The sequence below is a fragment of the Singulisphaera photorubra genome (assembly GCF_045290345.1).
Lineage (GTDB): Bacteria > Planctomycetota > Planctomycetia > Isosphaerales > Isosphaeraceae > Singulisphaera.
In genome coordinates this window covers 9883625-9903175 of record NZ_CP155447.1, presented here as the reverse complement: position 1 = coordinate 9903175, position 19551 = coordinate 9883625, and the positions used below count along the sequence as shown (strand labels likewise).

Below are 19551 nucleotides of genomic sequence, written 5' to 3'. Positions count from 1 at the left end.
AGGCGCGTCACGGCGGAGGGATCGGTCGAACGCGGCTCAGACGCATTGGTGGAAGCTCTGGTTGCGCCGCGTCTCCAAGCTATCGAACCTCTTCGCCAAAGATGCGGTGACTGCCAGGATTCCCACTTGGGCTCCGGCGGAACGAGATTCCAGATCAACTCGAGGATCGAAGCCTGCGAGTTCAGGTTCCGGTGTCTACGAGCCTACTTCGCAACGCGTTCGATCCCGCGAACATTTGCCAACTCGTTGGTGGTGCGGTACTGCCGACCCGATTGATTTCGCCACTCGGGGCCATCCACACTTCTGCGAACCCGCCTCGTCGCTGTGGAGGGGCGAGGTCTCAGACGCCAGGGGAAGCCCCAGTTCGGTGTGGCTTCAGCCACTCGAGCTCGAGCTCAAAGTCACCCTCACCGATGGCGTTCAGCGCCGATGCGGGGCTTCGACCCGTTCGACCCAATCCGCGTGCCCGACGATCAGGAGGTCGCACAGGCCGAAGAAGAAGCCGGTATCGAGAACACCGGCAATCCGACGAAGTTGGAGGTCGAGACTCTCAGGATCGTCGCTCACCGCGAATCGGCAGTCGATGATTCCGTTCCCACCATCGGTGAGAAACAAGGTGCCGTCACTTTGAGTCCGAATCGACGTTCGAGCCCCCAGGTCAGCGAGCTTAACCTGCGTATGCTTCAGGCCGAAGAGGCTGACCTCAACGGGGAGTGGCATCGTCGCGCCGAGCCGTTCAACCCGCTTTTCCGCCGTGATGATCGTGACTTTACGTCTCGCGGTGGAGACAACGATCTTCTCGCGTAGCAGGGCCCCACCCCGTCCCTTGATCATGCGGAACTGGGAGTCAACCTCGTCGGCTCCATCGAGGTTGAGGTCAAGGTCCTCTACCTCGTCGAGCTCACGAAGCGGGATCGCCAAGGAGCGAGCCAACTCCGCGGTCGCGGCACTCGTGGGAACACCGACGAAATCCAGGCCTTCGGCCTTGAGTCGATCGCCAAGTAGAGCGATCGTGAGGCTGGCGGTCGTTCCGGAGCCCAGTCCCACAACCATCCCACTCTGAACCAGAGCGGCCGCGGTCAGAGCTGCCTGGTACTTCGCGGGATCGCTCACGCTCATGACGTCGACTTGCCCCACGAATCCAGGCCGTGTCCGGAGAGAGAAATCTCAAAAATGAATCGGGGCGACCAGATTCGAACTGGTGACCTCCTGCTCCCAAGGCAGGCGCGCTAACCAGGCTGCGCTACGCCCCGAATCGTTTGGACCACGGCATGTTACGATCAATCGGGCAGGTAGGTCAAGGTCGGCTCGAGAAACCTTTCAGAAGGCATTAGCCGATCGAGGCATTTGAGGAACCGCTCGGGGTCAATCGGCTTGCGAAAGACCGCGGTAAACGTGCGGCGCATCGAGTCGAGCGTGGGGGAGTCGAGCACCTCTCCCGTCATCAAAATTAGGGGGACAGAGGGGTAGCGGGCACTGATCCAGTGCGCCAGTGCCCGGCCATCGAGGTTCGGCATCGAGAGATCGGTCACGATCACCTGGGGCCGGCGCACGTCGCATTGGGAGAGTGCCAGTGCACCCGAGGAGGCAACCACGCATGGATGCCCTGCCCCCTTCACCACTTGGTGGAGCTGACGCAGACTTGGTTCATGGTCATCCACCAGGAGGACGTACGGCCTCGCTCCGCCCACTCGTGAAGTGGTGGTGATTCTCGGTGCAACTCTCGGCATGGTAGTCACTCACAAGGTAGGACGAACGTTCAAAGGCCAGGTCGCCCTGAGGTGCAAGCCATCGTGGTATTCGAGAGTCATCGTTCCCCCGTGCGCGGACAGGACTCGCGCCAGGAGAGGCAAGGCCAGTGGATCGGACCGAGCGGGATCGACCGCGGAATCACCAATGCCGAGAGACGACGGTTCGTCCCACTCGATCACAAACTGATTTTCATGGATCCCCCAACCTAACTGGGCCGGCTGACCTTGCTCGCCTACCTCGGCGCGCCAGAGTACGAACGTGTTGAGACAATCAGGAAGTCGAATCGGATCAAAGTCGCCGACGTCGGATGTTCCGGGAGGAATCAAGTGGAGCGACCGGTCGCGCTCTGCCATGGCTGAAATCCAAGCGGGTCCCAGATCGTTCATGATGAGCGACAGAGAGGCCTTGATGGGAGTCAGCGTCATCGGTCGGCAAACGGCCTGGAGCCGATCGAAGATGAGCTCCACTTCCTTGTAGCGTTGATCAAGTTCTCCCCAGAGTGGGGACGCCTCGTGGGTCGTATCGCGCTTGGTCAGATACAGACTCAGCTTGAGTGAGTTGAGAGTGTTCCGGCACTGGTGGCAGAACCCTCCAAGGATCTCGTGTAAGGCGCGGACTTTGGTGGGGCTCGATGCGACCCCAATCAAAGAACACGCCAGGTCGTCTTCCTGCATTGCCTGAGCCATCTGAATATCCATCTCGGATGCGTTTCGGGCCTCTTCGCCGAACGAACAGGACCAGGCCGCCTCGCCGGGCCAAAAGGATGAAACACACGGAGAGAGGAAGGAATCGTGAGTTGGACTAAATCGCAAACAGAATGCCATCGGGGGCAATTCCCCCGGCCAGCAACTTGGGCGGTTCCCCATGGTTAATTTATGCCATTCGACGAAAATTCGCGGATCCCTGCGATTTCACGCTCCGACACTTTGGATTCTCCTTTCGGTGGTGCGCCGGTAGAAATGGGAAGCCGGGTTGTCGATTGCGATCCCTGGTCGGCTGGCTCGCTCGTCGGAGCTCCTCGGACAAATCCCGACGTGAGTCGTTGGGTCGCTCGGTGGGTCCCGACGATTTCAGACGGGTGGGCGGGAGGCGGCAAGTCTGAGGAGAGGAGGAGGGGGATCCGACAGTGGACGGCCGGATTGGGACGAGCATCGACCCAGCCAGGGGGGCGGTGCTCGAGGCTTGTCTCAACGACGACAGACGCGAGAACCACGTTGGGTGGGGTTCTCGCGCCTGTCGGGATGGGAGTCGGAACTAGGGTCGAGTCGGTCAGGTTTTACCCGCGAATCAGGGTGGTAACGCGATCGAATTCTTCTTGAGAATTGAAGTCGATCACGATCTGTCCCCGGTCGCGACTCTTCACGCGAATGAGGACCGGAGTGCCGAACCGGGTATGGAGGTGCTTCTCGAGCTCGAGCACATGCGGGGTCTTTCCGCCGCCAGAGGTTACCCCCTGCTCCGCGGGATCCTTGCGGATCCGGGTTCGAGCCGGAGTCGGCTCCCCGGTCGCGACGAGGGCCTCGGTCTGTCGGACCGAAAGATTCTCCGCGATGATACGCTGGAATGCGCCGATCTGGCTGTCAGCAGTCGGCAGGCCGAGGATGGCGCGAGCGTGTCCCTGGGAGATTTTCTTGTTGCGGACCGCGTCCTGGATCTCTTCCGGGAGGTCGAGGAGGCGGATCAGGTTTGAGACCGTGGACCGATCGAGCCCGAGCCGGCTGGCGAGCTCCTCCTGCGTGCCGCCATAGTTGCTGAGGTAGTCGCGGAAGGCGACCGCCTTTTCCAGCGCGTTCAGGTCCTCGCGCTGGAGGTTCTCAACCATGGCGAGTTCGCTGACCCGCTGGTCATCGAGCTCCATGACTCGGGCGGGGATTTCGTGGAGCTGGGCCTCGATGCTCGCCCGGAGACGGCGTTCGCCCGCGACCAGTTGGTAGCGGTCATTGACGGCGCGGACGAGTACCGGCTGGAGCATTCCATGTTGGCGGAGCGAGTCGGCCAGCGCGGCGATCTCGGCCGGGTCGAACTGCCGTCGCGGCTGAAACGGATTGGGATCGATCAGATTGATCGCGACAAAAGTCAGGTCGGTGGGGTCGCCGGAACCGGGGTCGAAGCCCCCTTCATCGCGACCCAGGAGTGACTCCAAGCCGCGTCCGAGTCGTCGCTTATTCACGGTCGATGACCTCCATGGCAAGTTCGGCGTAGGCCCAGGCGCCCCGGGCTCTCGGGGAATAATCGAGTACGCTGACGCCGTGACTCGGCGCTTCGCTGATATAAACGTCGCGGGGGATGAGAGTGTCGAAGACGGTCTCATCAAAGTAGCCGCGGACTTCCTCGGCGACCTCGTTGGCGAGATCGAGCGCGGGGTCGTACATCGTCAAGACGATCCCGCCAATCTCGAGCCGGTGATTGTCCTTGGCCTTGGTCTGTCGTGCGAGATCGATGATTTGTGAGAGTCCCTCCATCGCGAAGTATTCGCACTGGATCGGGATGTAGACCTCGGCTGAGGCTCCCAGCGCGGCACGGGTGAGCTGGCCCAGCGAGGGGGGACAGTCCAGGAACACGAAGTCGTATCCGCTCAACTCCCCATTGAGTTGCTGGCGGAGTGTCGAGGCCCGCTGGCGATTCGAGGCCGAAAGCGCATCCGCATCGGCCAGGCTCTGTGATCCCGGAAGGACGAAGAGCTTCGGCTGCGACGTCTCGACGACCGACTCAGCCAGGGGTCGGCCGGCGAGCAAGGGATGACGCTGGGCGGGCTCAACACCGAGTCCGCTGGTCGCGTTGCACTGGGGATCGACGTCGATCACTAGCGCGGATCGGCCTGCCTTCGCGAGGCCCGCGGCGAGGTTGATCGCGGTGGTCGTTTTGCCGACCCCCCCCTTCTGGTTGGCCACGCTGATGATCTTGGCCACGGCTGGGCAATCTCCGTCCGGTTTCGATCGCGCAAGGGCCGACCGACGGACGGACGAATGGCCGTGCCGGGATCGGGCGTCCCTGCCCGCTGAAGTGTTTGACCAGGGCTGTGAGGCTCCGGTCGTCGCGGATCGTATCCGGGGCGGGAAAGGGTGTAAAGCTCAAGATTTGAAGCGGTAACCGGCCTGGATTTGTTCTCGGTCGCTGTGCGGAACTCGACCCCCGAGAACGCGGGTGTCGAGTGCTTGAGGACGACTTCAGGTTCAAGCCCGAGGAACGAGCCGTTCCGCCTCTGCCTCCAGCGCGAAGCTATACGCGAGCGGATAAACTGCCTGGGCGTCGTGACCGCGGAGGATGTCGGGGAGCGAGGCGATTTGGAGGCGACAGTAGTCGCGAATCGCATCGAGGCGGGGAAGCGGACTGACGAGTTTGCCCGACCGAACGATCGGAACGAGCAGCGGTTCTCCCGCGGACTCTTCATCCGCCTTCGTCACACGGTCGCACGAGATTCGCCCCGACGCGTCATGGAATCGATAGACCTGCTTTGTCATCGGGTAGGTCTTCTTGCCGGGACTCCACTTGATCTTGCCTTCCCCGTTGAGCTCCACGAGCTTGTAGACAATGGAGAGAGAGGGCGCATCCCGACTTGTGATCAAGTCGGTGCCGACCCCGAAGGAATCGAACGGCGCACCCTGCGCGACCAACCGGGCGATCGCTGCTTCATTCAGGTCGCCGCTGCCGATGATTTTGACCGAAGCTCGGTCTGCGGCGTCGAGGATGGCTCTTGCCTTGAAGGCCAGCGTGGCAAGGTCTCCGCTATCCAGCCGAATGCCTTGGATCGGGGGTTCAATGGCCGCGGCAAGCCGAACGCCTTGCTCGGTGTCGTAGGTATCCACGAGCAGTGTCGACGCGTTCGGGATAATCGCGGCGAAGGCTTTAAAGGCCTCGACCTCGGTGGGAAACGATTGGACCCAGGAATGGGCCATCGTGCCCACACACGGGATCCCCAGCCGGGTGGCCGCCTCAACATGGCTCGTCCCCGCGCAGCCCGCGATGTAGGCCGCCCTCGCCGCGAGGAAGCCGGCATGGGGGCCGTGACCCCGTCGGCTCCCGAAGTCGTAAACAGGGCGGCCCTGGGCGGCCTCGACCAGGCGCGCGGCTTTCGACGCGACCAGGGTCGGGTAGCCGATCGAGGCGAGTAAGAACGTCTCCACCCATTGCGCCTGCGGCAAGCTGGCCTCGACCCGGAGCAGCGGCTCTCCCGCAAAAACGACCGATCCTTCTGGGGCCGCCCACACATCGCCCTCGAACCGGAGGGATCGAAGCGACTCGAAGAACGAGGGGCTGATCGCGGAGAAGGCAGGGAGTCGGCGAATCGCGTCGATCTGTTCCGCGGAGAAGGCCAACCTCAACAGGTCGCCAATCGCCTGCTCCAGCCCCGCGAATACGAGATAGGCACGGTCGTCAGGGAGCCGACGGACGAACATCTCGAACGTCGCTCGGTCGCGGTCCTTTCCCGCCTGGGCATAGCCCGCCATCATGGTGAGTTGGTAGAGATCCGTGACCGGTCCAAGCGACTCGGGAGCTGGCCAGAGGGAGACGGGTGGGACCGGGAACAAGGGGGGGATCCTCTCAATGCGAGCGGAGCAGGGAGGGTTGGTTCACGCCATCTCGCTAGTCACCGCTCGGAAGACCGGACGGTTTCAGCACCAGGATCGAGCTCGATCGAATCGCGTTCCGGGTGAATGCGGACCCGGGCGAGACGTCCAGCAAGGTCACTGGGTCGAGTGCTTCATTGCGGACTTCCACTACTCGTGCCTTGAGCTCACTGGGGAGAACTGCCTGGACCCCGCCGTCGAACAAGGCGTCGTCCAGGATCGCCCAGGCGTCAGAACTTTGGACGACGTCATCCAGACTTTCAACGAGCCGGAACGGGTACCGCCCTTGGAGCAGCAGATAGTACGCGAGCGGACGCCGCCCAAGGACGACCAGCTCGGGCTCGCGGCCCGAAGCGGGTCGGATGGTATGGGGCAGGTCGGTGATCAAGCCCCTGAGCGTCGAGGTCTCCTGATAGAAACGAGCCAATGTGAAGGAACGGGCGGCCGTGTTCAATTGGAAGAGGAACCCAATCGCGAGACAAACGAGGATCGGGAGCAGGGGACCCAATGGCTTGAATCGCGGCGTCTTTCGCTCCAACTTTCGATCGCCCTCCTCGAAGGATGCCGATTGAAGATAGGCGAGGAGCAGACCGGCGACAAGAAGCCAGCCGGCGGCGTGCAAAGGGAGCCATAGGCGGGCGTACGGATGATAGAACGGAGTTAGGATCGAAAGGAGGAACCACCAGCTCCCGAGCATTCGATGCGCGGGGATTGTCGAGGCTAGGAGCCAAGGAGCCGCAGCGATCCCGATCCACCAGGGGAGGCTGCTCAGAGCCGCGAGCGCCAGCCCCCCTCCGAGAAGTCCGGCGACGAGTTGAATCCAGTAGTGCCGCGAGTTCGAGGACAGCAAGCCCCTCCCGTATCTCGACCAGGCGCAGGAGAGCCAAGCCACGGACCAGGTGAATGCGCCCCAGGTGGCTCCGCCCGAGAGTGCAACGAGTTGTGCCTGCTGCTGCTTCAAGTAGGGGAACCAACGGGCGATCCCCCCCAGGTAACTCTGGTGATGCGTCACGAGGGCACGGTATCCACCATGTCGCTCGACGAATTGAAACCAGGGCCAGTAGACCACTAGAGCGACGCCGGCCGCGAGCAAACTCAGGTGAATCGGGCCGAATCGAAGTCGACTCGCTGAGAACCACGATCGCCGGTGATCCACATGGCAAAGCAGCCCAGTCAGGGCGGCAAGTGCGATGATCACCCCGGTGAGCCATCCGTTGTACTTGAAGAGCTGAGCCGTCCCTACGCTGAGTCCGAGAGCAACCGCCCGACCCAGGGTGGGCTTCTCGAGGAAGCGCCCCCCTAGCCCGATCGCGATGAGCCACGCGAGCCCGAACGGGACGTCGGTCATTGCCTTTCGGGAAAAGGCGACATGCGGCATCGAGAGCGCGACCAGAGCTGCGGACGCGGCCCCCGCGCCGACGCCAAAGGTGCGGCGTCCGACCCAGGCCGCGGCTGGGATCGTGGCGACTCCGCACAGGGTCGACGCGAAAATCGCCGAGACGTCGGCGACTCCGAGAACGAGCACGCTGACTCCCACCAGGAACGGAAATCCGGGGGGCGCGTAGGCGATCACCAGCGGGTCGAGTCCTGCAAGGCCTCGCGGTGACATCGACCAGAGACCCGACAAGGCGTAGATCCCCTCGTCGAAGTGATTCAGGCCGAGACGCCCGTACCCCCAGAACCGAAGCCCTGCCCCCAGTAGTGTGAGGATCGAGACGGCAAGCAACTCACGGCGGGTCGACGGTTCGATGCGGCTCATGGGGGCCGATCTTAATCGAAAGCGGGTCAGATCTCATCACGTCAGAGCTGGGAACTTTGCCCCGTTTCACGTGGAACCACTCTGCCGGTTGACGTCGACACCGACGAGCTTTACCCTCGGGGGGTCTTCACCAGAGGTGATTTTCAACCAAAACAATGGCCACCGGGGTTCCGCGAATGGTCACTCTCTTCACCGACCCGCGGATGCTCGACCACGTTCCGCCTGCCGGACACCCCGAGCGTCCGGAACGACTCAAGGCAATTCTGCGACATCTCGAACGAACCGGCTTGTTCGCGACATGCCCGCAAGGGACGATCCGCGAAGCGACTCGTGAGGAACTGTTGAGGGTCCACACTCCCGGTTACCTGAAGCACCTTGCCGAATTCGAGGCGAGGGGCGGGGGATCGATCGAGCAGGATACCTGGCTCTCGTCGGGGTCGAACCACGCGGCTCTACTCGCGGCCGGGGCTTGCCTCGAGGCGGTTTCCGCCGTCGTCGAAGGGCCAGGAAAACGTGCCCTTTGCCTGGTGCGGCCTCCGGGGCACCACGCCCGACCGGACGAGGCGATGGGCTTCTGCCTCTACGGAAATGTCGCAGTCGCCGCGGCCGATGCGATCCACCGGCTCGGGATGCACCGGGTACTGATCGTCGATTTCGATGTGCATCACGGCAACGGCACGCAGGAGATGTTCTACGACGATCCCTCAGTCGCCTATCTCTCGATTCATCGCTTCCCGTTTTATCCAGGCACTGGCGCGGCGGATGAAACCGGAACCGGGCGGGGCCTCGGTCTCACACGGAACATCCCCCTGCCCGCCAATGTTTCGCGTGCCGACTTCCACGCGGCATTCCGGGCCGGGCTGGATTCGATCGCGGATCGGGTCCGCCCCGAGCTCGTGCTGATCAGCGCAGGGTTCGACGCCCACGAGGAGGATCCGGTCGGCGGGCTGGGTTTGGTTGAGGAGGACTTCGCCATCCTGACTCGTGACCTCATCGACGTCGCCGAGACCCATGCGGAGGGGCGGGTCGTGAGTGTCCTCGAAGGGGGATATAATGTGTCGCGTCTTGCGGGATGCGTCGAGGTTCACCTCCGAAGTTTAGGTGCGGGACAGGTGGAGAGTCTATGAGCGACGGGGAGTCTGTAGGAACGGCCATGTCAAGTTTACCCAGCGGCCCGCGACGACGTTTGCCGTTCTTTGCTCGGATCCTTGCCGCAATGGTCCTCGGGGTGATCGTCGGCCTGGTGTTCGGTCCGCGGGCTGAACCCCTCGGTCAACTCGGCAGCGTGATCATCGGCTTGATCAAGACTCTTGCGGCGCCTCTGCTGTTCTTCGCGGTGGTCGATGCGTTTCTGAGAACTCACATCCGACTTCGGAGCGGGCTGATCATGCTCGCCATCACCGCGACAAACGCAGCGCTTGCGGTCGTCATCGGCCTGACACTCTCCAACACCCTGCGTCCTGGAGATCATCTCACCATCTCGAAGGCGTTGGTTGCCGAGGCGAAGTCAGAAGTTCCGGAGTCCAAGAAGATCGATTTCCTGCGCGAGCTGACGAACTACATTCCCACGAGTGTGGTTCGCCCGTTCCTCGACAACTCGATCATCTCGATCATTATTCTCGCCCTGCTCTCCGGCATTGCGCTGCGGCATGTGAAGAACGAGCAACTGGCGGTCGGGGAACACGCCTACCGCGTGGTCGAACAATTCGTAGCCACGATTTACCGCGCCATCGAGGTCGTGCTCGGCGGAGTGATCACCTTCGTTCCGCTGGCGGTCTTCGGCGTCGTTGCGAAGATGATCGGGCAGGAAGGTTTCACCCCGTTGGTTGGCTTGGCCGCATACGTGGGAGTTGCTGTCCTCGGGTTGGCAATTCAGGTCCTGGTGGTTTACCAGGCGTGGATCGTCTTCGTTTCTCAGCGGACACTTCGCGAGTTCTGGACCGGAGCGCGGGATGCCGTTGTGTATGCCTTGGGGGCGAGCAGTAGCCTCGCATCACTTCCCGTTACCCTCCGTTGTCTTGACCGCATGAAGGTTTCCCCGCAATCTGCGCGGCTGGCGGCCTGCGTCGGGACCAACCTGAATAACGATGGGATCTTGCTCTACGAGGCCATGGCAGTACTCTTCGTCGCGCAAGTGTATGGCATCGAGCTCTCGTTCGGGCAGCAGTTACTGACAGCGGCCTCGTGCGTGATCGCGGGGATCGGTATCGCGGCCGTGCCCGACGCGGGCCTGATCTCGCTCGCGCTAGTGCTTGCCACGGTCGGGCTGCCGCTCGAGCTTCTTCCGCTTCTCCTCACCGTCGATTGGTTGCTCTCGCGCTGTCGCGCGATGACGAACGTCACGAGCGATATCCTGGTCGCCGTGCTTCTCGATCGTTTCGATAAGGGGGAAAGAATGCCGGAAGAGGGGCCTGATTCGGAGTGTGCCGGCCAGGAGCCCGTCGCGTTGGGACTCAACGGTCACTTGCCCGCCGAGACTGCCTGAGGTGACCCTCAACGTTGGCGGGAAGCGGATCAGCGTTGCACGCGTGAACGGCAGGTGCGCTTGCACTGGATACGCGACGGGGCGAGCAGTGGAGTGGAACGGCGAAGCATCCCGGATCCGGACGTGATGAGTGGCTTCGGCACGCCGTTCGCCCTCTCGATCGGTTCGATCGAGAGGTGAGAACGATCCGGAGTAAGCGGCGGCTCGCACGCTGGTCGAACAAATTCCGAACCCGGTGGGAACCACCGGGCGGTTACCGCCTCGAGCCGCTGAAGGTGAGTAGTGACCCCGACGGGATTCGAACCCGTGTTGCATGCGTGAAAGGCATGTGTCCTAGGCCAGGCTAGACGACGGGGCCTTGAGTGGTGCGGCGAGGAGCGATATGGATCCGGAGGAGGAAGCGCCGACTCCAAGGCTTGAACATCGGTTTTCCAGATCCGGTGGAAACCACCGGGCGGTTACCGTGCTAAGCCGCTGAAGGTGAGAATGACCCCGACGGGATTCGAACCCGTGTTGCATGCGTGAAAGGCATGTGTCCTAGGCCAGGCTAGACGACGGGGCCTTGAGCGGTGCGGAACGGCTAACACGAATGAGAAAGAGAGTGGATCAAAGCATGAAGTTCGAGCTTCTCTCCCGGTGGAGACCACCGGGCGATTTCCACTCCAGACCACTTAAACTGAGCAGTGACCCCGACGGGATTCGAACCCGTGTTGCATGCGTGAAAGGCATGTGTCCTAGGCCAGGCTAGACGACGGGGCCTTTAGTGGTGCGGCGAGGAATAATGTAACCGGACGAGGGGGATCGGTCAAGTCGAGGGAGGAAGAAGTTGCGCGAAAGCTCTTGGATCCACTTGAGAACTTCCAAGTCGGTTGCGACTTTGGTGGTGAGCCGTTAGCCTCGGAAGAATCAGGCGTGCGAATCTGTGAAGTGCCAAGTCTGCGAGGATCGTCTCCATGCTAAAGATCTTGTTGATGACAGGCGATGCCGGCGAGGCGCAAGAGATCTATTACGCAAAGTATCGCTTGGAGGAAGAGGGGTGGCAGGTTCACATTGCGGCGCCGGAGAAACGAGCCTTTCTCTCGGTCGTACATGATTTCGAACCCGGGTTCGACACGTATACCGAAAAGCCCGGCTATCGCGTCGAGGCGGACCTCGGCTTCGCTCAGGTCGAGCCAACGTCCTACGACGCGCTTGTTCTTCCAGGGGGAAGAGCGCCCGAGTATCTTCGGAACCGGCCTGCTGCCGTGACAATTGTCCGACATTTTGTCGAGGCCGGTAAACCGATCGCGGCCAACTGCCACGGCCCGTTGCTTTTGATTGCCGCCGGCGGCGCCAAAGGGAAGACGTTGACCTGCTATCCCGACCTCGAACCCGATGTTCGCGCTGCGGGCGCTGAGTTCGTCAATCGCGATGTCGTGGTCGATGGGTCACTTGTTACGGTCCGGGGATGGCCGGATAATGGACCTTGGATGCGGGAATTTGTCCGGATACTCAAAGACTCGGCGCGAGCCTAGCCGAAGCCGCTTGGGTGGGCAACTTGGATTGGGCGAGCTGTAGTTCAAGAGCTGGAAACGCAATGAGGCCCGAAACGGGCCTCATCTTGCGCACGAGGGCGCGCATAAAGCGGTGAGCGAAGGTCGCGTCAAATCGGGTCAGGGCTGACAGAGCTCGGATCGGGCTCGCCCACCTTCGATTGATTTTGGATGGCCTCGTACACCTCGCGGCGGTGGACGGTGACATCCTTCGGAGCGTCGATGCCGAGGCGCACCTTATCACCCCGTATCTCGATCACGGTGATCGTGATGTTATCGTTGATGATGATGCTCTCGTTCTTCTTGCGGGAGAGAACCAGCATCGCCGTTCCCCTCTGAGCCAAGCATCCTTGGCGAGACCCGTTCATCACGGGAGGCATATCTTCGAAGTCGATACGTCGTAGAGGTCTTCCGTCATCACCAGCGACGGGATCGACATCCTCATTACAACTTTACACGCCGAAGATAGGGGGTCAAGGGGCCGTGGGAATTTCCCCACTTTCCCGGATCAGGAAATCTGGGTGGATTCCGTGATCTGAGCGAGACACCGTCGCGTCGGAAGCGGGCTGACGGAAACGATTCAACCGTCGAGTTCGGACGAGTATCGGCGGTAGAGGTTGCCCAGCCCGAGATCGAAGATTTCCGCCTCGATGTCTTCAGGCTCCGCGGGGTGGATCGTTTCGCGGAGTTCCGTGACCAGAAGCTCGAGGAACTTGGCACGGGCCCGCTGAAGTGTTTTTCGGAACGCTTCGGGAGTCACGGTCGTGCGGTTCTGTTCGCCCAGTTGCTGAGCGAGCTCGTCGATCGATGCCTTCGGGTTCCCGACCCTCAGGTGGAGCACAGTTGCGTAACGGTTCTTGGGCGTGTTGACTTCGTAGGTATCGAGTCGCGTCCAGACTCGCTTGATCACGGCTTCGCGCCAGACGCGATCGTAGTCGGCATCGGGGCTCGCGGGATCGAGGAGATCGCCGGGGGGAAGCGGCTGGATCTTTTTGGCGCGGAAGTGGTCAATAATGAGCCGGTGCAGGACAGTCCGAAGATAGTCGCGGAACCGCCCTTTATTATTGTCCGCACCTGCGAGCTTGTGCGTGAGGAGTTTCGTCCAGAACTCCTGAAAGACCTCGTCGGCCAGGTTTCGATCGCGAAGCTTGAGCCGAAGGTATCGTTCCACCGCATCATGGTAGCGGCCGATCAACTCACTCATTGCCGCCTGGCCGACGGGCCCAGGGCAATGCGCATTGCGAATCGTTGTCCAGCTCGTCTCCAAGTCGGTCAGATTCTCACCCGACATCGGAGTGGCCCCTGGTTCGGGGAAGTCCATGATCTGGCCCACCTCAATTGGACGTTCGCCGTTGCCTAGGGAGTTTCACGTGGAACTTCGCCCAAGGCCCTAGACTGAGGGCAAAACGCCTGGTCGCCCTTATGAGACTCGACGCCATCGCGGCTGTCAAGAAGGGGGGCAATTGTGATGGGAATTTCCAGAACCAGGCGGGCTGCCCCCGTCGTGGGGGCGCCTGCGAGTTCTATCTTGTTCCCGGATCAAGTACGCCCGGCAGGATTCGAACCTGCGACCGACGGTTTAGAAAACCGTTGCTCTATCCACTGAGCTACGAGCGCAACGATGGTGGGCCAACCAGCCGAGAAGCGAATGCTAAGTCGTGGTGAAGTACGCCCGGCAGGATTCGAACCTGCGGCCTGCGGTTTAGGAAACCGCCGCTCTATCCACCTGAGCTACGGGCGCGTTTACTGAATGCGTGCTCGATTCTGCTCCAAGAGGCGGTATGCTGTCAACGCCGGGAATGGATGAGTCTCAGAAATAGTGGAACTTCGGTCGTCGGACCTACGGGTCGTCGTCGTTTTTTCGAGGAGGACCTGCCATGGCGGTCGGGGAGCGAGTTGCGATTGTTACGGGAGGTTCGCGAGGGATTGGTCGGGGGATTGTGGGCGAACTGGCGGCTCTGAAATACTCGGTGGTGGTGAACTACCGCTCGGATGGTGAAGCCGCCGAGTCCGCCTGTCGCGACGCCTTGACTCGCGGTGCGCCTCGGAGTCTCGGGATCCGCGCGGATGTCGCTGACCTCCAAGCGGGACGGATCCTGGTCGAGCGGACTCTTGCGGAATTCGGCCGGATCGACCTCCTGGTGAACAACGCGGGGGTTGCGCCTGAGGTTCGACTCGACCTCCTGAACACGACGGCCGAGAGCTGGGATCGCGTCCTCGGGATCAACCTACGCGGACCGTTCTTCCTGACCCAGGCTGTAGCCGCGACGATGATCGAGTTGCTTCGAGCCGGTACGGTCGTCGATCCTCAGATCATTTTCGTGACGTCGATCTCCAGTGCGTTCGCCAGCGTCAACCGCGGCGACTACTGCGTTTCAAAGGCAGGGCTGAGCATGGTCGCTCAGCTCTTCGCGACGCGACTGGCCGACGAAGGGATTCGTGTCAATGAGGTTCGGCCGGGGATCATCGCCACCGACATGACGGACTCCGTCCGCGACGTCTACGACCGCCGCATCGCCGCGGGACTCGTTCCGATCCGACGCTGGGGTACTCCGGTGGATGTCGGCCGAGCAGTCGGGGCGCTGGCGAATGATTCCTTCCCTTATACGACTGGGGAAGTGTTTCATGTGGATGGCGGTTTGCACCTTCGAAAACTCTGAGACCCCGGTGCTGATCCCCGCCGTCCCCATCCTATTCAGCTCCGCGAGCGTCACTCCGTGGCTTCTCGGGCGTATTGCCCCGGAACGTAGCGCGGAAGCCTGATCAGGATTGTCCGGTTCGGCGGGGCCTTGATCGTCCAGCGAGGGTAGGGGGGGTCGACGAACGTTCGAGTTCAGGTACAATTCTTCTGGCGTCGTGGTCGATGAGCGTCCCCTCCATTTTCGCTCGAACCGAGTGTGCGATCGGGCTCGGGATCGGAACTTCCGGCCAATCGGCCGTCCGCGACCTAAGGGAACAATGGTGGCGACGGCTACATGTCGACCGGCCCCCATGTCATCTGGAGCCAGACGGCGTTTGGTGGGAATGAGTCCGCGGTCGATGTCGCGAGCTGGGCACGGGAGCGTCAATGTCTGAGGGTGCAACTTCCAACGCCAGCAAACCTCAGCCGAGGATCGGCAGTTACCGCCTGATCCATTCACTTGGCTCGGGGGGGATGAGCTCGGTCTTCAAGGCCGTCCACGTGGAGACCGGCCATGAGGTGGCGCTCAAGGTTCTCCCTCGCGCGTTGGCCAAGAATACGACCCTGCTCCAGCGCTTCATCCGTGAGGCGAAAAGCGCCGAATCGCTCGAGCATCCCAATATTGTTTCGATTTACGATCGAGGGGTCGATCAGGGGCGTCACTACCTGGTTCTCGAATACGTGGAGGGAGGAGACCTTCACGATCGCGTCAGGCAGGGAGGACCCCTCGGTATTCGTGAGGCCGTCGCGGCGATTCGCGCGGTCGCGACCGGGCTGCAATTCGCGGCAAGCCGAGGCTTGATTCATCGCGACATCAAGCCCGCAAATTTGCTGATGACTCCCTCGAAGCAGATCAAGATTATCGACCTCGGCCTGGCGCTCCAGGCGGAGAGCGAGGACGAACGCGTCACGCGTGAAGGCACCACGGTTGGCACAGTCGACTACATGTCGCCCGAGCAGGCGCGGGACAGCAGGGCGACGAGTGAGCGAAGCGACATTTACTCGCTCGGTTGTACGTTCTATTTCCTGCTGACGGGCTCGCCCCCATTTCCCGGCGGTGACATCGCCGATAAGTTGAGTCGACATTGCACCGAGGCCCCGCCCGACTCGCGGAAGCTCCGCCCCGAGATCCCTGGTCCTCTCGCCCTGCTGATCCGGCGGATGATGGCCAAGCGTCCCGAAAATCGGTTCGTGAACTACGCCGAGCTCATCGACGAACTCGACGTCGTGCCGACGGGCGAGGAAACCGTCGCGAAGGTTGAGGACGAGCCCGAGCTCCTTTTCGCCTTGGTTGACGACGATGACGAGGTACCACTCGACCCCGCGACCACGCTCGTTGCGGCGCCCGAGCCCGTCTTCGCCTTGATCGATGAGGAGCCCGACGATTCGCCGACCGAACTACCGGCGGGCATGATCGAGCTTTTGGAGCCTGAGCCGAAGCGGAAGGCCGGCCATGTCGGGCCGAGAGAGCAGGCGCTTCCCCAGGGCGAACTGAACTTGGGGGAGCTCGCCGCGCTGGATGATCCCGCCCCGGTGAGCGCTCCGCGGCGAACTTCGGCACCGGTCGCGCCTTCGAGCCGAGCGGCCGGGCCGGGATTGCTGGCTGATGCACTGCTTGAAGATGAACAGGACGCCGAGTTCGAACCATCCCCGTTCCTGTCGGGTTCGCGAAGCTATGACAATTCGACGAAGAAGTTGGTGATCAATTACTCGCTCCTGGGCCTGGGCCTGATTGTTTTCATCATCGGCGTTCATCAGCTCTATCTCGCCTCGCTGACGGTGCCGGAGATCCAGGTCGAACGGCTCGATCTCCCGGAGGAGATCGAAGCGCAGGACTCGGTTGCTCCTTCCTCCGTGGAACCGCTGCCACTCGACCCTCAGGTGATTTCGACTCAGTCATCGGCCGCTGAGGCTGTACCTCAGCAAGTGGTCAAGGGCACTTCGTCTCCTGTGCCTTGGGTCGAGCCGGAAGATCCAATCTCGACCGTGCTCCCCGAGCCCGACTACGGCCCGGAGCGGGAGCACCGATTTGTGCCGACGTGGGCGAGGACCAAAATTCCGGATCGGTTGGGTGATCACCTCGTCACGGTTCAGCGGGTGGTCGACCCCAGGGATCCCGGTCAGAAGCATGCGCTGAAGCCCGCGCTCGAGACTGCGATCGGAGGCACGATCGAGCTTGCAGACAACGGACCGTTCTTCGAGGACGACGTGCGGATCCGCGGCGACTTCCTTTTAATCCGGGCGCGAGAAGGTTTCAGGCCGATCCTCTGCGTTGACCCTCCCCAGCTCGAGGTGGTTTGGGAGCAGCCCGCGGTTGTCATGCTGGAAGGCAAGAATCTGATTCTGGAGGGACTCGATCTGGTCGTCGACGTCCAGAAACTCCCGTTGGACCAGACGGCCCTGTTTCTCTGTCGGGGGGGGAATCTGACGGTCAGCCGTTGCACGATCACGATTCTCAACCCGCAGCGACGACCGTTCGCCGTAGTCCGCACATTGAACTCGCCACGCCCGTCCCGTGTGAGGATCGAAGAGTCGACGATCCGAGGTACGGCGTTTTCCGCCCTGGACATGAGTGGCGGGGGCGTCGACGCCGTCTTTTCTCGGTCACTGATTGCGACCGGGGGACCTTCCGTGATCCGGTCCGCGAGTCTGGAAACGGATGCGGAACGGACGATCCAGTTCGTTCGCAGTCTGGTCTGTAGCCGCGGCTCGCTTCTGGAAGTGGTCGGTGGACCGGAGCCTGGTCGTACTCGGCCCGTCGTCGTTCGAGCACTCGGATCAACGTTCGCCCAGTTGGCGGGGGAGGGGACGGCCAGCCTCTTGTTCTTGGCCTCGGGGGAGGGGCGTCCCCACCAGTTGGTCCAGTGGGCTGGAGATTTCAACGTCTTCGCGGGTTGGCACGACTGGTTCTCGTCCGGCCGAGGTAACGCGGTCAGGATGGCCAACCTTGCGGCAGCCCGAACCGTCTGGCCGGAAATCTCCGCTAGCAACCGCGAAGATTTCGCGCGTTGGGCGATTCCTCTGCCCCCCGTGCAGATCGTTCCGACCGACCTGCAATCGGTCGCGTCGGAACGTGAGGGAACTCTGTCTCGCATCGCGTCGCCGAGTCCCTACCTGCTGAATAAGACTTTCGAGCCATTTCATCGCGTTGCGATCCCCCGCCTCGCAGCGGTTGCTTCCAGAGCACCGACCGCCACGAGTGAGCACCCGACTCGGCTTTCGAGCGGATCGCCGGCTCCGCCGGAGAGTGCAGCCGTCGATTCGGGGCCCCGAGTTGCGCGCGAGATCGCCTTCAACCTGGCCGCTTCCCCGTGGAATGGGGACCTCGGACTTTTCCTGCGCGATCAAATTCGCCAGGATGACCGTCGCCTCCGGGTTATGGTGAGTGGAACCGGATCTCCCTTTTCGACCCCGATCAAGCTCCCTGTCGGATTGTCCTTGGAAATTCAGCCTGATCCCTCCCGGTCTCCGGAACTTCCCCCGATCATTTGGTCGCCGGTCAAAGGGGCACCAGGCGAGGTCTTGATCGACGTCCGGGGGGGGGACCTGGCGCTCACCAATATTCGTCTCACTCGCGATGGCTCGGCGGCTCCGAAGCACCTGATTCGGGTTGAGGACGGGCACCTGGTTCTCGACCGTTGTTGGTTGACCGCTCCGGGCACGGTCGAGCCGGGAGGCGGAAACCTGGTCTGGTTTCAGGCGGCTCGCACTGAGCCGAAACCGGAAGCACCGTACCACTTTCAAACTTCCACGGATCGCCCGATCTGCCTCTTGAGCGATACCCTGCTGATCACGGGGGGCGATGCGATCCGGGCCGACGTTGGCCGGGGATACGTCGCTCTCTCGAACTGCGCGATGGCCGTGGGGGGGACGGCTTTCGATCTTCGGCCCACGAAGGTGGCCCGGTCCCGATTCGATGCGGGACTCTGGATCGACCATTGCACGGTCGCTGCCGAGCGGAGCTTCGTCAACCTGGGTGCTTGGCCGGGTACGGCCCCTGGCCCCGATCGGCCCTGGCTGGTATCGACGCAGGACAGCGTATTCCTCGCCAGTTACGATCGAAGCAGTGTCGCGACCGAGAGTGTACTGCTTCGAACCGAGCTCGATTCATTTGCTCGCGGAACACTCTTCTGGCAGTCGACGAACGACGCGTTTGATGTCACTCACTTCACCGCGCGTGCCGGATCTCCCCCCATCACCCCGCGTCGCCCCGACGTCCATCGCCAGTGGGTCAAGCTTTGGGGTGAGAACCATATTCGGAAAGTGACGGGGCCACTCTGGCCGAAAGGGAGTGTCCTGCCCACCCAGAGCGTGCGGTTCCACGAGCGTCTCCAGTCCGGCAATGTCGCGCCTGCCGACCTCGAACTTGACTCGAAGTATCACCCGGGTCGCACCCGGTTGAACGTGGGCGCGGACCTTGTTCGCATGCAGGTCGTGTTGAGGAAGCGCGAGAGGCGTTGAGTACGGGACCGGGGCGGTCTCGCGAACGAATCGGGTCGTCCTGTCCATCGGGGCAGGGGGGCTCCCCACTGCTGACGCGACCAATGCGTTCGATGGCACGTCGCCCAATCGTGTCGACTTTCGAAGAGGTCTTGTAATGAGTCCATCATTTGGTCGTGTGCCAGGAGGAACGCCCGTTGCCTTTCCAGGGACCGATGGGTGATAATCAAGGGATCGTGGCAGAGCGCGGAGACCTTCAGGGGAAGGAGGTCGATCGGGTCATGTCGATACTAAGACTTTTGGGCAGATCCTCCTGTCTGTTAACCGTCCTCAGC

14 protein-coding genes and 6 tRNA genes are annotated in these 19551 nt (G+C 62.0%); 5 read left to right on the top strand and 15 right to left on the bottom strand.

Going from position 1 to position 19551, the window contains the following annotated elements; translation table 11 throughout:
- Positions 1 to 420 precede the first annotated feature (420 nt).
- The 8 genes from rpiA to V5E97_RS36975 all read right to left on the bottom strand — a co-directional run bounded on the left by rpiA (position 421) and on the right by V5E97_RS36975 (position 8079).
- Positions 421 to 1119 carry a ribose-5-phosphate isomerase RpiA gene (gene rpiA, locus V5E97_RS37010; protein WP_406696551.1) on the bottom strand — a complete coding sequence of 233 codons (699 nt, stop codon included), beginning with the start codon at positions 1117 to 1119 and terminating at the stop codon, positions 421 to 423.
- Between the two features lie 59 nt (positions 1120 to 1178).
- A tRNA-Pro gene (locus V5E97_RS37005) sits at positions 1179 to 1253 on the bottom strand.
- Between the two features lie 27 nt (positions 1254 to 1280).
- Positions 1281 to 1730: a response regulator gene (locus tag V5E97_RS37000; protein ID WP_406696550.1), complete on the bottom strand. Its 450-nt coding sequence runs from the start codon at positions 1728 to 1730 to the stop codon at positions 1281 to 1283.
- A gap of 9 nt (positions 1731 to 1739) precedes the next feature.
- Complete coding sequence (locus V5E97_RS36995) at positions 1740 to 2438, bottom strand: hypothetical protein (RefSeq protein ID WP_406696549.1); 699 nt, start codon at positions 2436 to 2438, stop codon at positions 1740 to 1742.
- Between the two features lie 590 nt (positions 2439 to 3028).
- On the bottom strand, positions 3029 to 3922 hold the full coding sequence (locus tag V5E97_RS36990; RefSeq protein WP_406696548.1) for a ParB/RepB/Spo0J family partition protein: 894 nt from the start codon (positions 3920 to 3922) through the stop codon (positions 3029 to 3031).
- Entirely contained in the window at positions 3915 to 4661 is a 747-nt protein-coding gene (locus tag V5E97_RS36985) for a ParA family protein (protein WP_406696547.1), read from the bottom strand. Before V5E97_RS36985 ends, V5E97_RS36990 begins: the two co-directional genes overlap by 8 nt.
- Before the next feature lie 264 nt (positions 4662 to 4925).
- On the bottom strand, positions 4926 to 6281 hold the full coding sequence (locus V5E97_RS36980) for a nicotinate phosphoribosyltransferase (RefSeq protein ID WP_406696546.1): 1356 nt from the start codon (positions 6279 to 6281) through the stop codon (positions 4926 to 4928).
- Between the two features lie 55 nt (positions 6282 to 6336).
- A complete protein-coding gene (locus V5E97_RS36975) occupies positions 6337 to 8079 on the bottom strand; it encodes an ArnT family glycosyltransferase (RefSeq protein ID WP_406696545.1) in 1743 nt (580 codons plus the stop codon).
- A 176-nt stretch (positions 8080 to 8255) separates the two neighbouring features.
- On the opposite strand from V5E97_RS36975, the gene V5E97_RS36970 reads away from it, so the two are divergent.
- Together V5E97_RS36970 and V5E97_RS36965 are read left to right on the top strand one after the other, a co-directional pair.
- Positions 8256 to 9206, top strand: a complete 951-nt coding sequence (locus V5E97_RS36970) for a histone deacetylase family protein (RefSeq protein ID WP_406696544.1) — start codon at positions 8256 to 8258, stop codon at positions 9204 to 9206.
- Positions 9207 to 9232: 26 nt separating this feature from the next.
- The gene (locus tag V5E97_RS36965; protein WP_406696542.1) at positions 9233 to 10564 is read left to right on the top strand and encodes a dicarboxylate/amino acid:cation symporter; all 1332 of its coding nucleotides are present in this window, start codon (positions 9233 to 9235) and stop codon (positions 10562 to 10564) included.
- Between the two features lie 283 nt (positions 10565 to 10847).
- Here V5E97_RS36965 and V5E97_RS36960 read toward each other — a convergent pair.
- The 3 genes from V5E97_RS36960 to V5E97_RS36950 form a co-directional block, all read right to left on the bottom strand.
- Positions 10848 to 10922, bottom strand: a tRNA-Glu gene (locus V5E97_RS36960).
- A 129-nt stretch (positions 10923 to 11051) separates the two neighbouring features.
- A tRNA-Glu gene (locus V5E97_RS36955) sits at positions 11052 to 11126 on the bottom strand.
- A gap of 122 nt (positions 11127 to 11248) precedes the next feature.
- Positions 11249 to 11323, bottom strand: a tRNA-Glu gene (locus V5E97_RS36950).
- A gap of 194 nt (positions 11324 to 11517) precedes the next feature.
- On the opposite strand from V5E97_RS36950, the gene V5E97_RS36945 reads away from it, so the two are divergent.
- On the top strand, positions 11518 to 12078 hold the full coding sequence (locus V5E97_RS36945; protein ID WP_406696540.1) for a DJ-1/PfpI family protein: 561 nt from the start codon (positions 11518 to 11520) through the stop codon (positions 12076 to 12078).
- Between the two features lie 128 nt (positions 12079 to 12206).
- Here the strand turns inward: V5E97_RS36945 and csrA are convergent, their stop codons facing one another.
- From csrA to V5E97_RS36925, 4 genes are all read right to left on the bottom strand, one after another.
- A complete protein-coding gene (gene csrA, locus V5E97_RS36940) occupies positions 12207 to 12419 on the bottom strand; it encodes a carbon storage regulator CsrA (protein WP_406696539.1) in 213 nt (70 codons plus the stop codon).
- Between the two features lie 257 nt (positions 12420 to 12676).
- Positions 12677 to 13417: an RNA polymerase sigma factor gene (locus V5E97_RS36935; protein ID WP_406696537.1), complete on the bottom strand. Its 741-nt coding sequence runs from the start codon at positions 13415 to 13417 to the stop codon at positions 12677 to 12679.
- Between the two features lie 223 nt (positions 13418 to 13640).
- Positions 13641 to 13713 (bottom strand) — tRNA-Arg (locus tag V5E97_RS36930).
- 50 nt (positions 13714 to 13763) lie between these two features.
- Positions 13764 to 13837 (bottom strand) — tRNA-Arg (locus tag V5E97_RS36925).
- Positions 13838 to 13973: 136 nt separating this feature from the next.
- Here V5E97_RS36925 and V5E97_RS36920 point away from each other — a divergent pair.
- The gene (locus V5E97_RS36920; protein ID WP_406696536.1) at positions 13974 to 14756 is read left to right on the top strand and encodes a 3-ketoacyl-ACP reductase; all 783 of its coding nucleotides are present in this window, start codon (positions 13974 to 13976) and stop codon (positions 14754 to 14756) included.
- Positions 14757 to 15163: 407 nt separating this feature from the next.
- Positions 15164 to 19237, top strand: a complete 4074-nt coding sequence (locus V5E97_RS36915) for a serine/threonine-protein kinase (protein WP_406696535.1) — start codon at positions 15164 to 15166, stop codon at positions 19235 to 19237.
- The last annotated feature ends 314 nt before the right edge of the window (positions 19238 to 19551 follow it).

Excerpts from the sequence above, each read along its gene's own strand:
- V5E97_RS36920 (WP_406696536.1), top strand. The coding sequence starts at position 13,974 with ATGGCGGTCGGGGAGCGAGTTGCGATTGTTACGGGAGGTTCGCGAGGG.
- V5E97_RS36915 (WP_406696535.1), top strand. The coding sequence starts at position 15,164 with ATGTCTGAGGGTGCAACTTCCAACGCCAGCAAACCTCAGCCGAGGATC.
- V5E97_RS36965 (WP_406696542.1), top strand. The coding sequence starts at position 9,233 with ATGTCAAGTTTACCCAGCGGCCCGCGACGACGTTTGCCGTTCTTTGCT.
- V5E97_RS36935 (WP_406696537.1), bottom strand. The coding sequence starts at position 13,417 with ATGGACTTCCCCGAACCAGGGGCCACTCCGATGTCGGGTGAGAATCTG.
- csrA (WP_406696539.1), bottom strand. The coding sequence starts at position 12,419 with ATGCTGGTTCTCTCCCGCAAGAAGAACGAGAGCATCATCATCAACGAT.
- V5E97_RS36970 (WP_406696544.1), top strand. The coding sequence starts at position 8,256 with ATGGTCACTCTCTTCACCGACCCGCGGATGCTCGACCACGTTCCGCCT.
- V5E97_RS37000 (WP_406696550.1), bottom strand. The coding sequence starts at position 1,730 with ATGCCGAGAGTTGCACCGAGAATCACCACCACTTCACGAGTGGGCGGA.
- rpiA (WP_406696551.1), bottom strand. The coding sequence starts at position 1,119 with ATGAGCGTGAGCGATCCCGCGAAGTACCAGGCAGCTCTGACCGCGGCC.
- V5E97_RS36975 (WP_406696545.1), bottom strand. The coding sequence starts at position 8,079 with ATGAGCCGCATCGAACCGTCGACCCGCCGTGAGTTGCTTGCCGTCTCG.
- V5E97_RS36995 (WP_406696549.1), bottom strand. The coding sequence starts at position 2,438 with ATGGCTCAGGCAATGCAGGAAGACGACCTGGCGTGTTCTTTGATTGGG.
- V5E97_RS36945 (WP_406696540.1), top strand. The coding sequence starts at position 11,518 with ATGCTAAAGATCTTGTTGATGACAGGCGATGCCGGCGAGGCGCAAGAG.